Raw genomic sequence first — 15,837 nt, forward strand, 5'->3', positions numbered from 1 at the left:
TGGAAATACGCGGGCGGCGGCTCCTCCTTCCGCCGCCCGGATGCATGATCTCCCCGACGGATGAGGCCGCCGGCCGATCATGCGCGTCCTCGATCGCGACTTATGCGACCTCGTGGTTCGCCATCCGCTCGAGCGCCCGCACGAGCCCGGAGTGGTCAAGCCCGCTGTCGCCATTGGCGGCGCAATTGTTGAAGAGCTCCTGGGTCGCCGCCGTGTTCGGCAGCGAGATGCCGAGGCTTTTCGCTCCCTGCAGCGCGAGGTTCAGGTCCTTCTGGTGCAGCGAGATGCGGAAGCCCGGCTCGAAGGTACGCTTGATCATCCGATCGCCATGGACCTCGAGAATGCGCGACGATGCGAACCCGCCCATCAGCGCCTCGCGGACACGTGCCGGATCGGCTCCTGCCTTGGACGCGAAGACCAGAGCCTCGGAGACTGCCTCGATGGTCAGCGCCACGATGATCTGGTTTGCGACCTTGGTGACCTGACCGTCGCCGCAATCGCCGACGAGCGTGATGTTCTTGCCCATCAGCTTGAAGAGCGGCAGGGCGCGTTCAAACGAGCTCGGCTTGCCGCCGGCCATGATGCTGAGAGAGGCGTTCTTGGCGCCGACCTCGCCTCCGGAAACCGGGGCGTCGATATATTCGGCACCGGTTTCGCGTACCTTCTTGGCGAACTCCTTCGTTTCGATCGGCGAGATGGAGCTCATGTCGATGACGAGCTTGCCCTCGCCCAGGCCGTAATAGACGCCATTCTCACCGAACAGGACATCCTTCACTTCCGGCGTATCCGGCAGCATCAGGATGATCGTGTCGACCGTTTCCGCGAGCGCCTTCGGCGTTTCGACGATTTCCAGCCCGTTGTCGACGAGCTCCTGGCGCGGCGGGATGGCGAATTTGGACGTGATGATCTTGTGACCGGCATCCTGAAGGTGGCGCGCCATCGGCGTGCCCATGATACCCAGTCCAATGAAACCGATAGATGCCATCGTGCTTAGCTCCTGATTTGGATGATGTCTGCGGATTGTTTGCGCCGGTGCTCGGTGCCGAGCCACCCAAGTCCTTCCGCGGTGGTCCTCAGCGGCTTGTATTCGCACCCGATCCAGCCGTCGTAGCCGGCGGCTTCCAGCGCGTCGAAGACGAAGGGGTAGTTGATCTCGCCGGTCCCCGGCTCGTTGCGTCCGGGATTGTCCGCAAGCTGTATGTGCGCGATCTTTTCTCGGTAGCGCCTGTAGGTGCCGACGAGTTCGCCTTCGGTGCGCTGCTGGTGGTAGAGGTCGTACTGGACGAAGAGGTTGTCGCTCCCCACCTCCTCGATGATCGACGCCGCCTGCCCGACCGTGTTGAGATAGAAGCCGGGAATATCGAAGCGGTTGATCGGTTCGATCAGGAGGCGGATGCCGCACTTGCCGAGTTCGGCCGCCGCAAGCTTCAGATTGGTGACGAGTGTCGTGCGCAGCACGCTGTCGGGCACACCGTCCGGGGCAATCCCCACGAGGCAATTGACCTGACGGCAGCCGAGCGCGGTCGCATAGTCGATGGCCGTTGCGACCCCCTTGCGGAATTCGTCGATCCGATCCGGCAGGATCGCGATGCCCCGTTCGCCGCCGGCCCAGTCGCCGGCCGGCAGGTTGTGCAGCACTTGCGTCAGGCCGTGGCGGTCGAGTTCGCCGCGCAGCGCCACCTTCTCGAATTCGTAGGGGAAGAGATATTCCACGCCTTCGAACCCGGCATTGGCGGCCAGTGCGAAACGGTCGAGGAACGGCGCCTCGTTGAACAGCATCGTCAGGTTCGCAGCAAATCTCGGCATGCGATCACTCCTCTGTGGTAGCGGGATGCGGGCGGAACCGCGCAGGACGTTCTTCAATCGAGAAGGGCGGCAATCGCGGTCGGGGCATCCTCGCCGCGCTCGGCGAGTTCCTCGAACTCGACGACCGCGTTGATGTCCGCCCCCATGGCGATGTTGGTGACGCGCTCCAGGATGAATTCGATGACGACGGGCACCTGGTGCTCTTCCATCAGCGCCTGCGCCCGATCGAAGGCGTCGGCGAATTCATTCGGGCTCCTGACGCGGATTGCCTTGCAGCCGAGCCCCTCGGCAACCGCCACATGGTCGACCCCGTAACCCTTCTCCGCATCGCCGTCGGCATTGATGTTGTCGAAGGCCAGACTGACCTCGAAATCCATGTTGAAGCCGCGTTGCGCCTGACGGATCAGCCCGAGATAGGAATTGTTCACGACGACATGCAGGTAAGGCAGCTTGTGCTGGGCGCCGACCGCGAGCTCCTCGATCAGGAACTGGAAATCGTAATCGCCGGAAAGCGCAACGATTTTCCGGTTCGGATCGGCGGCCCGCACGCCGAGAGCTGCCGGCAGCGTCCAACCGAGCGGACCGGCCTGGCCGCAATTGATCCAGTTGCGCGGCTTGTAGACGTGCAGGAATTGCGCGCCGGCAATCTGGCTCAAGCCGATGGTCGAGACGTAGCAGGTGTCGCGGCCGAAAGTCTTGTTCATCTCCTCGTAGACACGCTGGGGTTTCAGCGGTGTCTGATCGAAATGGGTCTTGCGCAGCATCGTCCGCTTGCGCTCGCGGCACTCCTCGGCCCAGGCCGACCAGTCGCGCAGCTTGCCGGCAGTCTTCCATTCGGTTGCGACGTCGAGGAAGAGCTTGAGCGCGGCGCCTGCGTCGGAGACGATGCCGAAATCGGGCGCGAAGACGCGGCCGATCTGCGTCGGCTCGATATCGACATGGATGAACTTGCGGCCCTCCGTATAGGTCGGGACGTTACCGGTGTGGCGGTTTGCCCAGCGATTGCCGATGCCGAAGACGAAATCGGAGGCGAGCAGCGTCGCATTGCCGTAACGGTGCGAGGTCTGCAGGCCGCACATGCCGGCCATCAGCGGATGGTCGTCCGGGATGACGCCCCAGCCCATCAGTGTCGGAACGACCGGAACGCCGGTGATCTCGGCGAACTCGGTCAGGAGATCCGAAGCGTCCGCATTGATGATGCCGCCGCCGGCGACGATCAGCGGCCGCTCTGCCTCATTGAGCATGGCAAGCGCCTTTTCGGCCTGCGCACGGGTGGCGGCGGGTTTGTAGGCGGAGAGCGGCTCGTAGGTTTCCGGATCGAATTCGATCTCGGCAAGCTGGACGTCGACCGGCAGGTCGATGAGGACCGGCCCCGGCCGACCCGAGCGCATCAGGTGGAAGGCCTTCTGGAAGACGAAGGGGACCAGCGCCGGCTCCATGACGGTGACCGCCCATTTGGTGACCGGCGCCGCGATTTTCGCGATGTCGACCGCCTGGAAATCCTCCTTGTCGAGACGCGCACGCGGCGCCTGCCCGGTGATACAGAGGATCGGGATCGAATCCGCGGATGCCGAGTAGAGGCCGGTGATCATGTCCGTGCCGGCCGGGCCCGAGGTGCCTATGCAGACACCGATATTGCCGTGCTTGGCGCGGGTATAGCCCTCCGCCATGTGCGAAGCCCCCTCGACGTGGCGAGCGAGGATGTGACGGATCGATCCGCGCGCCCTGAGGGCCGAATAGAATGGATTGATCGCCGCGCCGGGTACGCCGAAGGCGCAATCAATCCCTTCTTTTTCCAGAACATAAACCGCTGCATCGACTGCGCGCATCTTGGCCATGGGAACTCCTCCTGTTTGATTGGAAGGTAAATCCATAGCGCACCTGTTTCAACGTATTTATGGAAATCATTCCCATCATATGGAAATAAAGATTTTCAACAAATAGGAGAAAATCGGATGCAATGGCTGTAGAGCATGATCTCAGGCGGCAACTGATTTGGAGACTGGCATGGAGGCGAACGGCAGGGGAAAGAGAGGGCGCAAGGCGGGAGAGAACGCCGCCCCGGCTTCCGTTCAGGTACTGGACAGGAGCCTGTCCCTGCTGGCGATCATCGCCGAAGGGGACGGCTCAACCTTGACCGCGCTTTCGGAGCGCTCAGGCATGGCGCCTTCGACCGTGCACCGGCTGCTGACGTCGCTCGCCCAGCACGGGATGGTGGCGAACGACGCTGAGGCCGGCACGTGGACCGTCGGCGTCAAGGCTTTCGAGATAGGCAACGCCTTCCTGCGCTTCCGCAAGCTCGGCACGATCAGCCGTCCTTTCCTGAAGCGGCTCATGGACGAAAGCGGCGAGACGGCGAATATCGGCATTGAGGAAGACGGCGACGTCGTTTTCATTTCCCAGGTCGAAAGCCACGCGCCGATGCGCGCCTTCTTCCGTCCCGGGCGGCGCGGCCCGATCCACGCTTCCGGCATCGGCAAGGCCATTCTGTCGACTTGGTCCGATACGGAGATCGCCAAGACTTTGAGCGGCAGAACGCTGCCCTGCTTTACCGGTCGGACGCTCGCCACGCTGCAGGACCTGATACGCAATGTTCAGGAGATCCGCTTTCGCGGCTGGTCGGTCGATGACGAAGAGCACACGCTCGGCATGCGCTGCATCGCAGCCCCGCTCTTCAACGAGTACGGCGAGGCGATCGGCGGCATCTCGATCTCCGGCCCCACCGTCCGTATCGACGACGAGAGACTCGGCATCCTCGGCCCCGCCGTGCGCCGCACGGCGGACGAATTGACGCGCGCGATCGGCGGGCATAGGCCGGAGGAAGGCTGAAGGCGCTCCGCATCCAGTTGGTCTGGTGCGCCATGCTTCGAAGGCCCTATCCGCGGCGGATGCCGCAGGCAGAACGCGGAAGCGGAAGCGAGGGCAAGCGGCTCGACCTCGACCTATCTCACCCCGGCATCGATCCTTTTGCCCGGCGAGCCTTGCGCGGCCTCCAGAAATGCTGCGATGACGGGTCCGGGGTTCGGCCGGCTGATGACGTACACGTCGGCTTCCGGCGCGGGGTCGGCGAGCGGCCGGTAGACGACCCCCGGTCGCGAAAGAGTCCTGATGCATTCCGGGACGAGTGCGACGCCGAGCCCCGCGGCAACGAGGCTGGTGAGGGAATAGGATTCCACGACCTCGTTCGTGATATCAGGTACGAATCCCGCCGCCACGCAGCAATCATGCAGGTAGCGGGCAAAGCGGGAGTCCGCGAGCCGCAGGAAGACGAAACTTTCCTGCCGCAGGTCGCCGAGCGCGATTTTCCCGAAATCCGCCAGGCGATGGTGCTCGGGCAAGGCGATACCCACCTTCTCATGCCAGGCGACATTCGCGACGAGATCCGGATGGTTTCGAGGCCTGCGCACGAAACTGAGGTCGGTGCGATGGGACAGCAAGGCCGCCTCCTGCGCCTCGGGGTCCATTTCATGGATACGGACGAACACGCCGGGCCACGCATCCCGGAACCGCGCGATCAGGTTGGACAACGGCCCCAGCAGCACCGAGCCGGTCGTCGCAATGTTCAGCGCTCCTACCTGCCCGGAACCGATGGCGCGCGCCTGGCGGGTCGCATGCTCCACCTGGCCGAGAATCATCCGGGCGTGTTCGAGAAAGTCGGCGCCCGCCTCGGTCAGTTCGACATTGCGGCTGGAACGCTCGAACAGCCGCGTGCCGACTTCCGCCTCCAGATCCCTGATCTGCTGGCTCAATGGCGGCTGGGAGATGTTGAGACTCCTCGCTGCCGCCGTGAAACTGGCGGCCTCGGCGACAGCAACGAAATAGCGCAGGTGACGTAGCTCCATCGCGAAGTCCTATCGATACATCATTCCTCTGGATCGAGTGGAACAATATATTGGACGTATCGCGGATCAAGCCTGTAAAGTTCTGGTGGAGAGGCGGAAGAACCCGTTTCACCTGGCATTCGATGGGATTCACATGCAGAAGAACTACTATTTTCCGGAAGGCGGCCACCCGCCTCAGACCAGCCTGCTTTCCGACCGCGCCATCTTCACCGAGGCCTATGCGGTCATTCCGAAGGGCGTCATGCGCGACATCGTGACGAGCTATCTGCCCTTCTGGACGAATACACGGCTCTGGGTGCTGTCGCGCCCGCTTTCCGGCTTCGCCGAGACCTTCTCGCAATATATCATGGAAGTCGGCCCTTCCGGCGGCAGCAACCGGCCGGAGACGGATCCCCGCGCCGAGGCCGTGCTGTTCGTGGTGGACGGCGAGTTCCATCTGACGCTCGGAGATGAGACGCATCTGATGCAGTCCGGCGGCTATGCCTTCATTCCGCCGGGCACCAAATGGAGCCTCAGAAACGAATCCGGTGCGCCGACGCGATTCCACTGGATTCGCAAGGCCTATGAGGAAGTCGACGGGGTTCCCCTTCCCGAACCGATCGTCACCAACGAGCGCGACATCCCCCCCTCGCCCATGCCGGAAACGGACGGGCGCTGGGCCACCACCCGCTTCGTCGATCCTTCCGACATGCGCCACGACATGCATGTCACGATCGTGACCTTCGAGCCCGGCGGCGTCATTCCGTTCATGGAAACCCATGTGATGGAACACGGACTGTACGTGCTCGAAGGCAAGGCCGTCTACCGCCTCAACAACGACTGGGTCGAGGTGGAAGCCGGCGACTATATGTGGCTCAGGGCCTTCTGCCCGCAGGCCTGCTATGCCGGCGGACCGGGCAAATTCCGCTATCTGCTCTACAAGGACGTGAACCGCCATATGACGCTCGGCAATCCGGGCAGGCTCGCCTGATATTGCAGCCTGCCGTGATCCGCCATAGCTTGGGTGCATGGCGACGCCGAAGCTGGAGGCCTACCGCAAGAAGCGGAATTTTTCGAAGACGCCGGAGCCGGTCGGAAATCTGACCGGCGGCGGCAACCGATTTGTCGTGCACAAGCACCATGCGACCGCCGACCACTACGATTTGCGGCTCGAGGTCGACGGCGTCCTGAAAAGCTGGGCGGTGCCGAAGGGTCCGTCGCTCAACCCGGCCGACAAGCGGCTAGCGGTGGAGACGGAGGACCATCCCCTCGACTATATCGACTTCGAGGGCGTGATCCCCGAAGGCGAATATGGCGGCGGACCGATGATCGTCTGGGACAAGGGCGTCTGGGCGCCGATGGGCGATGTCGAAGACGACCTGCGCAAGGGCGCCTTCAAGTTCCGCCTGGCAGGGGAGAAGCTCAACGGCGGATGGATGCTGGCCCGTCTGAAGCCTCGCCCGGGCGAAGAGGATCATCGCAACTGGCTCCTTTTCAAGGAGCGCGATCCGGCCGCCGACACATCGATCGACATCCTTGCCGCCCGGCCGGAAAGCGTCAAATCCGGCCGGCGGATCGAGGAACTGGTGGAGAAGCCGAAGGCACCGGCAAAGCCGGTCAAGCTCAATCCCGGGGCGCTGGCCGGTGCGGCCAAGGGCGCACCGGCCGAACGCATCGAACCTCAACTCGCAACACAGACGATTCTCCCCCCTGAAGCCGAAAAGAACGCGAAAAAGCCCGAGCTCTGGCTGCACGAGATCAAGTTCGACGGCTATCGCACCATGGCCCACATTGCGGAAGGAAAGGTGCGCCTCGTCACTCGCGGCGGGCTCGACTGGACGAAGCGCTACGGAGACCTGCCGGAGGCTTTCCGGCGGCTGCCGTGCCGCGATGCCGTCATCGACGGCGAGATCGTCGTGCTGGACGAGACGGGGGTCAGCCGCTTCGCGCTGTTGCAGGATGCGCTTTCCACCGGCGCCGGCAACAGCCTCGTCTTCTACGCCTTCGACCTCCTGCATCTCAACGGCTGGAATCTTTTCGACGTCCCGCTCGAGAAGCGCAAGGCACTGTTGAAGAAATTGCTTGCAGGGCAGATCCCAAGCCGCTCGGCGATCCAGTTCAGCGATCATGTGGTGGGCGAAGGGCGCGCGCTTTACGACCGGGCCTCCGAGATGGGCCTGGAAGGGATCGTCTCCAAACGCATCTCCGCCCCCTACCGAAGCGGCCGGTCGAAGACCTGGACCAAGACGAAGGCGCTGAAGGCGGAGGATTTCGTGATCGTCGGCTACACCGTTTCGGAGGCGGCCGAGGGCATTGCGTCGCTTGCCCTCGGAGAGTGGGCCGACGGCGAGCTGGAATATCGCGGCAAGGTCGGAACCGGCTTCGACGCGCAGATGCTCAAGGAGTTGCTGGTGGGGCTCGAGCCCTTGCGGGCCGGCGCCGCAACGCTCGAAGGAGCGCCCCGGGAGATCATCTGGGTGCGGCCCTTGCTCCGGGCGCATATCCACTATGGCAACCGGACAACCGACAACGTCCTGCGGCACGCCGTCTTCAAGGGGCTGCGCGACGTCGAGCTGTCGACGCCGGTTTCCATGTCGAGAAAGCGCCTGATCTCGGACGCGGACCTCGCAGGCATATCGATCACCAACCCGACCCGGCGGCTCTTCGGCAGGTCCGGCCCGACCAAGCTCGACCTCGCCGTCTACTACGCGATGATCGGGGATTTCATGCTGCCGCATATTCTCGGCCGTCCCGTTTCGCTGGTACGCTGCCCTACCGGCCGGACGCAGGATTGCTTCTTCCAGCGGCATCCCTTTACCGGCATGCCGCCTTCGGTCGCGACGTTCCAGGCAACCAACTCGGAAGGCGAGGCGAAAACATACCTGTCGGTCGAGGACGCGAGAGGATACCTGGCGCTGGCGCAGTTCGGCGTCGTCGAATTCCACAACTGGGGAACGACACGCAAGCTGCTCGGCAAGCCGGATCGCATCGTCTTCGATCTCGATCCCGGCGAGGGCATCGCCTGGCGCGAAGTGGTCGAGGCCGCGATCCACATCAAGGCCGAACTCGAGGCGCTTGCCCTCGTGCCCTTCGTAAAGACATCGGGCGGCAGGGGAGTGCACGTCGTCGTACCGGTCGTGCCGAAGCTCGACTGGAAAAAATTCCATCAGGCGGCGAGCGCGCTCGCGACCCGTCTCGCGGCCACCGCTCCGGACACCTTCACCACCACCATGGGCAAGGACAACCGCGTAAGGCGCATTTTCATCGACTTCCATCGCAACGCCCGCAGCCATACCTGGGCGGCCCCCTATTCGCTGCGCGCCCGCACCAATCTGCCCGCTTCGACCCCGCTCAGCTGGGCGGACCTGGAGACTATCGACGCTCCGGCGGATTTGAACTATTCTTCGCTGCCGGGCCTTCTGGCCACGTCCGGCGATCCCTGGGTCGATATCGACGACTTCGCGAGGGATCTGTCTATACTGTAGTCGTTGAGCGCGGGATGCAGGCGGAGACCGCATGCATTTTCCTCATCCCGCTCTGGCAGATGTGATCGTAGTGCCGCGTAGGAGACAACCATGGCACCCAGGGCAAGTTGGAAGGGCTATATCAGACTGAGTCTCGTGAGCTGTCCGGTGAGGCTTTACCCCGCCACCAGCGCAAGCGAGCGCATTTCCTTCAATCAGCTTCACAAGGACACCCATAACCGGATCAACATGAAGCCCGTCGATCCGGAGCTCGGCCTCGTCGAGCGTTCGGACCTCGTGAAGGGCTACGAATACGAAGACAAGAAATACATCATCATCGAAGACTCGGATCTGGAAAGCGTCCGGATCGAATCCAATCACACCATGAACATCGAGGCTTTCGTCGATGCCGATTCTGTCGACGTCATCTACCAGGACGCCCCTTATTATCTGGCGCCGGACGGGGCCATGGCCGAGGAAACCTTCGTCGTCCTGCGTGAAGCTCTGCGCCGAAGCGGGAAGCTCGCGATCGCCCGCCTCGTGCTGTCCAGCCGCGAAAGGGTAGTGACCATCGGTCCGCGCGAGACCGGAATGTTCGTCTGCACCTTGCGCAATCCCAACGAGGTGCGCGGCACGGCGGATTATTTCGGCAACATTCCGGTGGGCAAACCGGATCCCGAGATGCTGCAGCTTGCCGAAGCGCTCATCGAGCAGAAGACGACGACCTTCGATCCGAAGCAGTACGAAGACCGCTACGAGGTCGCGCTGATGCAGATGATCCGCGAGAAGCTCAAGGGTCACAAGCCGATCATCGCGCAGGCGCCCGAACGCGGCAACGTCGTCAATCTCATGGATGCCCTCAAGGCGAGCCTTTCGCAGGCCAAACCGCCGGCCAGGAGCAAGCCCAAGGCGGAGCCCGCAGCAAAGGAGCCCGCTGCCAAAGCCGCGGCGGCGAAACGCGTGACGGCAAAACCCGCGGCCAAGAAGAAAGCCTGATGGCGGTTGCCGGTAGGACATTCGGTATCGTGGGCGCGCTCGCCGCCTTTCCGCGGCGGCTGGCGGCGCGCGAGGTCGAGCGCCAGGGCGGACACCTCAGGCGCGGTGTCAACAGGCAGACGAAGTTCGTGGTCTTCGGGCGCGGGCTGCTCGCAAAGGCGTCCGAAGCGGAGATCGAGGCCCGCTTCGACAGCGAAAGCGGGCAGCGTCGGTGCGTGCTCAGCGAGAACGGCTTCCTCCGCCTGCTCGGACTTGCGAGCGCCCCGGAAACATCGGCGCTGACGCGGCAATCGCTCGTCGACCAGTCCGGCATCTCCCCGCGCTACCTCGATCTTCTGTCATTGTTCGACGCTTTCGAGCATGACGGCGAGCCCTATTCCTTCCGCGATCTGATCCTCGCCAGAAAATATGCCGGCCTGATGGCTAGCGGCGCCGGCTGGAGCGCGATCGCGCGCTCGGTCCACCGCTCCGGAAACGTTGCCTCCCTCACGGCGCTCTCGCTGCACCATGAACGCAAGGATGCGATCTATGCGCGACGCGCCGAAGGCCTGAGCGAGCTCGACGGTCAATTGCTGCTCGACATCGGCTCTCCCGACGAGGAGGCGCTCGAAGATCTGTTCGCTCAGGCCGAAGCGGCCGAAGAAGCGGGGGAATACGACCAGGCGGCCGCGTTCTACCAGCGCTATCTCGGCATCGACCGCACCGACGAGGTTGCAGCCTTCAACCGAGCCAACTGCCTCAGGGCCGCGGGGCGGGAGGCCGAAGCGGCCCAGGACTATGTCCGCGCCATCAAGCTCGATCCTTGCTTCGTCGAGGCCTGGTTCAACCTGGCCGGGCTGATGGGCGAACGCGGCCGCACGGACACGGCCAGGCGGCATCTGAGGAGAGCGATCGAAATCGATGGCGATTACGCCGATGCCATCTTCAATCTGGCGAAGCTGGAGTTCGATGCCGGCAATCTCGCTGAGGCCCGCCGCTGGTGGACGCGTTACCTCGAGCTCGATCAGCATTCCGAATGGGCACGCGCCGCAGAACGCGGCGTGCAGTTCGTGAACCTGCATCTCCTCTCCAGAACGGCTGGCTGACATGCACGGAAAATTCCTGTTCGATGGGCCGGGCGATGCGGCCGTCACCATTCTCCTCGCGCACGGAGCCGGCGCGCCGATGGATTCGACCTCGATGACCGCGGCCGCCCTGGCGCTTGCAGGGGTGGGCTTTCGCGTCGCCCGCTTCGAGTTCGGCTATATGGCAGCGCGGCGCACTGCCGACGGACGCAAGCCCCCGCCGCGTGCGGAAACCCTCAATCCGGAGTATCGCGCGGCCATTGCCGAACTCGGCGCCCAAGGCACTCTCGTGATCGGCGGCAAGTCCATGGGCGGTCGCGTCGCCAGCATGGTCGCCGACGACCTTCATGCCGAAGGGAAGATCGCCGGGCTCCTTTGCCTCGGCTATCCCTTCCATCCCCCCGGAAAACCGGAGCAGTTGCGCACCCGGCATCTCGCCGATCTCAAGACGCCTGCACTGATCTGCCAAGGGACCCGCGACGAATTCGGCACCCGCGACGAGGTTTCGCGATACGCGCTCTCCGACAGGATCGAACTTCTCTGGCTGGAGGACGGCGACCACGACCTGAAGCCACGCAAGAAGGTCTCGGGCTTCTCGACCGCGGATCACCTGAAGACGCTGGCCGAGGCGGTTGCGAGATGGGCGGATCGCCTCGCCCCTTGAGCTCCTCATGAAGATCGCGACCTTCAACATCAACGGGGTGAACAAGCGGCTCGACATCCTCTTGACCTGGCTCGCTGCGGCCGAGCCGGACGTGGTCTGCCTGCAGGAGCTCAAGGCGACGGACGGACAGTTTCCGAAGGCCGCGATCGAAGAAGCCGGCTACGGCGCCGTCTGGCGGGGCCAAGCCGCCTGGAACGGTGTCGCCATTCTCGCCCGCGGTTGCGAGCCGGTGCTCACGCGAACCGGATTGCCCGGGGACCCCTCGGATACGCAGAGCCGCTACATCGAGGCGGCGGTGAACGGCATCCTCATCGCGTCGCTCTATGCGCCCAACGGAAATCCGCAGCCCGGGCCGAAATTCGACTACAAGCTCGCCTGGCACTTGCGCTTCAACCAGCACGCCGCCGCGCTGCTCGAGACGGGGGTGCCGGTGGTGTTCGCCGGCGACTACAACATCGTTCCGGAACCGCGCGACATCTATCCGACCCGCTCCTATGACGACAACGCCCTCGTCCAGCCGGAAAGCCGCGCAGCCTTCCGGAGCCTTATCGATCAGGGCTGGCTCGACGCGCTGCGCAAGATCCACCCGAAAGATCAGCTCTTCACTTTCTGGGACTACCGCCGCAACCGCTGGCAGCGCGACGCCGGCCTTCGCCTCGACCACATTCTCTTGAGCCGCAAGCTCCGGCGCCGCCTGACCGGCGCCGGCATCGACCGGGAGATCCGTGCGCTTGAAGGAGCGAGCGACCACGCGCCGGTATGGGTGTCGCTGCGGGATTAGATGTTCAGTCCCGGCATCACTGACGGATCAAGGATGATCGGCATACGATTTTGAAGAAAACCATTCTCAGCCACCACTTCAACGGCCAAGGTGAGCTTTGAACGCAGCGACGAGCCAGGCACAACAGATAAAACGTCCGCCAATCAGTCCGGAACAGCCTCAAGGGTGCCTATATACCGAAGTGAGGCTGTCAGCTCTCTTCGTATCGTGGCAAGGTCCAGCGGCCTTGGATACCTCTGCGGATCAGCTCGCCGTGGCCGGCCAAGGCGAAGTGGGAGCTCGATGGTGACGGGGAGACCTACGGGCATCGCCGACCAGTAGTTCGCAAGATCAACGTCGCCATCGCCGAGTGCGCAAAACACCCAGCCCTCATTCGTAGACTTCACGTCCTTCAGATGAACATGCGCCACCAAATTCGGCGCCGCGGCGAGATCCTCCGCAGGCTGGCGTGCTTCGCTGCTGTAGGTGAAGACATTTCCCGTGTCATGATTGAGACGGACGCGCGGTGACCCGATTTCGCCCAGGAAAATGGCCGCATCAGAGACGATACCCGTGAGATTGCCGCTTCCGTGTCCCGGGTTCTCGAGAGCGAGGGTGAGGCCGCTTGCCTCCAGTTGGGGGATCACTGCCTCTACCGTCGCTCTGATGGCATCGCGCTTGCCTGCCGGTCCGGAATTGGTGATCAGGAATGAAGCACCGAGATCGGCGGCGAAATCGAGCCGCCGGATCAGGGCCGCCGCAGCATCCGGCTCCGATAGGTCCAGATGTGCCGAGGCCGCGTGGATGCGCACCCCTCTGGCAACCGCAAGGTTGCTGAGGCGCGCGGCCGCCGAAGGCGAGAACGCTGTTTCATCGAAATCGACGTAGCCCTTGATGAAGGCTGGTTCTACGTGGAGGCAACCGGCGTCGGCGATCTCCTCGACTGCCATCTCCATGGGGTAGCCGTCGAAGAGCGCCGTCGAAACCGAAACGATGCGAGAGTTGGAAACCAGCGTCAGGCCCCCTTGCCGTAAACGATGAGTTCAGATGCTTCTTTGACCCTCGCAGGCGAAAGCGCGTCGCGCCAGGTGTCCTTCACCACGACGCCCTTGGCGAAACGCATCAGGCGTAGCGCTGCATCGGAAGGCACCTTCGGTGAATATCCAAACCACATGGCGATCTCGACATTCAGGTGGCCGATCAGGAAATCGAGCGCGGCCTCGCGCGGGATACCGTACTTCTTCTCGCATTCTTCGACCGCCTCGACCATCGTGTCGACGAACGGCATGGCAACCATTTCCGACAGTCCCGGTTCCAGGATGGCGAGTTGCTCCACGCTGACGCGGTAGCTGTTGATGATCGGCGACCACATGGCCTTGCAGATTTCCTCGCCGAGCGCGTAGTGCTCCTCCGGTCCTTGCATCAGCGCACATACGATCGACTGCTTGGCGATGCCGCCGTGATAGTCCCGCCGCGCGTCCCATTCCGTCTCGTCGTTGAATAGCGGCGGATGACAAGGATGGCCGACGAAGTAGGTGAGGTCGGGACGATCCTTCGGAAGGTCCTCCGCGTAGGGTGCCGCGGCATCGAGGATAAGCAGCATCGCGCCGGATTGCAGCATCGGCGAAATCTGCCGCGCGACCTCCCCGATCATGTTGTCGGGCAGCGCCATGACCACGACCTTCGCGCCGGGAATGCCCTCTTCCGACGTAACCGGCTTAATGTTCGCCTCCAACAGGCGGTCGCGGCCGGCATCGCCGATCTCGACGGCACGAAGGTCATATCCCGCTTCGACAAGCTTGCGGGTGACGCGGAATCCCATCTTGCCGCCTGCACCGAGCACTGCCACAGAAATCGTCATCGTTTCTCTCCCATGTTGCTCCGGCGCTTCGATGTTGCGCGCCGGTATCTTCGTGAACTGTCATCGTCCGGCACCCGCGCCGAAGGTCTCGAGCGCTGCGGCGAGGTCTTGATGCGTTGCCGCGTAGTCGCGGGCGGGAACACCCCTGGCGGCCGCCTCCCATGCCTCCTGAAGACTGCGCACGCCTGCCGCGATCCCGCCCGGATGGGCCATGATGCCTCCGCCGCAGCAATAGATGAGATCGTTGGTTCCAAGCGCGGCATAGGTCGCCTCCGCCTGCACCGCCGACTGACCGGAGGAGAAGACGGGCATCACCGTGTCCGGGCGGTCGGGACGGGAAAACATCGGGGTCAGGCAACAGCGGGCGGAGTCGATGACGGAGGCGTCGGTTTCGCAGAACTTGTTCGACAGGCCGTTGACATGCATGTGGTCGACTCCCGCCAGGCGCCAGAACTTCTGGTATGCGGTGTAGCTGAGGCCGAGATCGGGGGAGCGGCTGAAGAGACCCCAGCCGGCGCGATGTCCATGGATTGCAACTGAAGAGTGGCGCCGGACGTCGATGACGCCCGGCAGGCCGACCGAGTTGAGGACGAGCATGGCGCAGGTGCCGCCACGCTTTTCAATCAGGTCCAGCTGACGGCGCATCTGGTCCATGTCACCGGAAATATTCGCGGCGAACATGACCTTGCGGCCGGTGCGGTCCGCATGGCGGTCGATAACGTCCATGACGGCACCGAAACGCTCGGCGAACGGTGAGTGCGGCGGATCACCCATGAGTTCATCGTCCTTGATGAAATCGAGTCCCGCGGAGATGAGCGTGTCTGCAAGCGCAGCCGTCGCCTCGACCGTCAGCCCGACGCTCGGCTTGATGATCGTGCCGATGATCGGTCGGCCGGTGACACCGGTCAGCCGCCGCGTCCCCTCGATGCCGAAGGCAGGCCCAGGATAGGCATCGGCGAAGGCGTCCGGCAGCACGAGATCGAGAAGCTTCATCGCCGAGAAGTGGTGGAGCTCGAAGAGATTACCGAGCACCGTGGACCAGACGGAAGAAAGGATCGTGCCCGTATTGTCGAGGCTCCAGGACAGGGTGACCCTGGCGCGCCGCGGCCGGGCAGAAGAATGACCCTTGGGCGGACGGGAATGAGGCAGGGACGGGACATCCGCCTCGCCAAGATCGTCGATCGCCTCGACTCGCGCCCCGTACCGGCTCAGGAGCTCCGGGGTCTCGCCCGGAAGGGGACGGAAGGTTCCGCTCGACTGCTCACCGGCCATGGCGGCCGCGGCAACCTCCAGCGGATAGCGCGTTTCAATGAGGTAGGTGGCGACAATTCGAGATTCCACGGGCACTTCCTGGCGCTGACCGCATGACTATACGGAGGAAGTAGCACCAAAAAGAGTTTA

At 63.5% G+C, this 15,837-nt stretch carries 14 protein-coding genes; 7 read left to right on the plus strand and 7 right to left on the minus strand.

Going from position 1 to position 15,837, the window contains the following annotated elements; translation table 11 throughout:
- Positions 1-100 precede the first annotated feature (100 nt).
- From AC5J09_RS09750 to gcl, 3 genes are read right to left on the minus strand one after another with little or no spacing between them, the layout of a single operon-like run.
- On the minus strand, positions 101-985 hold the full coding sequence (locus tag AC5J09_RS09750) for a 2-hydroxy-3-oxopropionate reductase (protein ID WP_275599383.1): 885 nt from the start codon (positions 983-985) through the stop codon (positions 101-103).
- A gap of 5 nt (positions 986-990) precedes the next feature.
- Positions 991-1,806, minus strand: a complete 816-nt coding sequence (gene hyi, locus AC5J09_RS09755; RefSeq protein WP_494297529.1) for a hydroxypyruvate isomerase — start codon at positions 1,804-1,806, stop codon at positions 991-993.
- A gap of 53 nt (positions 1,807-1,859) precedes the next feature.
- Positions 1,860-3,644, minus strand: coding sequence for a glyoxylate carboligase (gene gcl / locus AC5J09_RS09760; protein WP_494297530.1), 1,785 nt, complete (start codon positions 3,642-3,644; stop codon positions 1,860-1,862).
- A 169-nt stretch (positions 3,645-3,813) separates the two neighbouring features.
- Here gcl and AC5J09_RS09765 point away from each other — a divergent pair, with 169 nt between their 5' ends.
- Positions 3,814-4,635, plus strand: coding sequence for an IclR family transcriptional regulator (locus tag AC5J09_RS09765; RefSeq protein WP_018096245.1), 822 nt, complete (start codon positions 3,814-3,816; stop codon positions 4,633-4,635).
- 113 nt (positions 4,636-4,748) lie between these two features.
- On the opposite strand, the gene AC5J09_RS09770 is transcribed toward AC5J09_RS09765, so the two are convergent.
- Positions 4,749-5,648, minus strand: a complete 900-nt coding sequence (locus AC5J09_RS09770) for a LysR family transcriptional regulator (protein WP_494297531.1) — start codon at positions 5,646-5,648, stop codon at positions 4,749-4,751.
- Between the two features lie 133 nt (positions 5,649-5,781).
- On the opposite strand from AC5J09_RS09770, the gene AC5J09_RS09775 reads away from it, so the two are divergent.
- From AC5J09_RS09775 to xth, 6 genes are all read left to right on the plus strand, one after another.
- Positions 5,782-6,618: a bifunctional allantoicase/(S)-ureidoglycine aminohydrolase gene (locus AC5J09_RS09775; protein WP_379937031.1), complete on the plus strand. Its 837-nt coding sequence runs from the start codon at positions 5,782-5,784 to the stop codon at positions 6,616-6,618.
- Positions 6,619-6,655: 37 nt separating this feature from the next.
- A complete protein-coding gene (gene ligD / locus AC5J09_RS09780) occupies positions 6,656-9,112 on the plus strand; it encodes a DNA ligase D (protein ID WP_494297532.1) in 2,457 nt (818 codons plus the stop codon).
- Positions 9,113-9,202: 90 nt separating this feature from the next.
- Positions 9,203-10,087: a non-homologous end joining protein Ku gene (gene ku / locus AC5J09_RS09785; RefSeq protein WP_018096241.1), complete on the plus strand. Its 885-nt coding sequence runs from the start codon at positions 9,203-9,205 to the stop codon at positions 10,085-10,087.
- Positions 10,087-11,172 (plus strand): tetratricopeptide repeat protein, encoded by a 1,086-nt coding sequence (locus tag AC5J09_RS09790; RefSeq protein ID WP_324764575.1) that lies wholly within the window; start codon positions 10,087-10,089, stop codon positions 11,170-11,172. Before ku ends, AC5J09_RS09790 begins: the two co-directional genes overlap by 1 nt.
- A 1-nt stretch (position 11,173) precedes the next feature.
- Positions 11,174-11,815, plus strand: coding sequence for an alpha/beta hydrolase family protein (locus AC5J09_RS09795; protein WP_324764574.1), 642 nt, complete (start codon positions 11,174-11,176; stop codon positions 11,813-11,815).
- A 7-nt stretch (positions 11,816-11,822) separates the two neighbouring features.
- Positions 11,823-12,596 (plus strand): exodeoxyribonuclease III, encoded by a 774-nt coding sequence (gene xth / locus AC5J09_RS09800; protein WP_324764573.1) that lies wholly within the window; start codon positions 11,823-11,825, stop codon positions 12,594-12,596.
- A gap of 143 nt (positions 12,597-12,739) precedes the next feature.
- Here xth and AC5J09_RS09805 read toward each other — a convergent pair whose 3' ends face one another.
- The 3 genes from AC5J09_RS09805 to AC5J09_RS09815 are packed head-to-tail and all read right to left on the minus strand — an operon-like array spanning position 12,740 to position 15,783.
- Positions 12,740-13,531 carry a sugar phosphate isomerase/epimerase family protein gene (locus AC5J09_RS09805; RefSeq protein ID WP_324764572.1) on the minus strand — a complete coding sequence of 264 codons (792 nt, stop codon included), beginning with the start codon at positions 13,529-13,531 and terminating at the stop codon, positions 12,740-12,742.
- Positions 13,532-13,590: 59 nt separating this feature from the next.
- The gene (locus AC5J09_RS09810) at positions 13,591-14,436 is read right to left on the minus strand and encodes a phosphogluconate dehydrogenase C-terminal domain-containing protein (RefSeq protein WP_324764571.1); all 846 of its coding nucleotides are present in this window, start codon (positions 14,434-14,436) and stop codon (positions 13,591-13,593) included.
- 60 nt (positions 14,437-14,496) lie between these two features.
- Positions 14,497-15,783 (minus strand): ribulose-bisphosphate carboxylase large subunit family protein, encoded by a 1,287-nt coding sequence (locus AC5J09_RS09815; protein ID WP_494297533.1) that lies wholly within the window; start codon positions 15,781-15,783, stop codon positions 14,497-14,499.
- Positions 15,784-15,837 lie beyond the last annotated feature (54 nt).

Source organism: Sinorhizobium sp. (genome assembly GCF_059070375.1).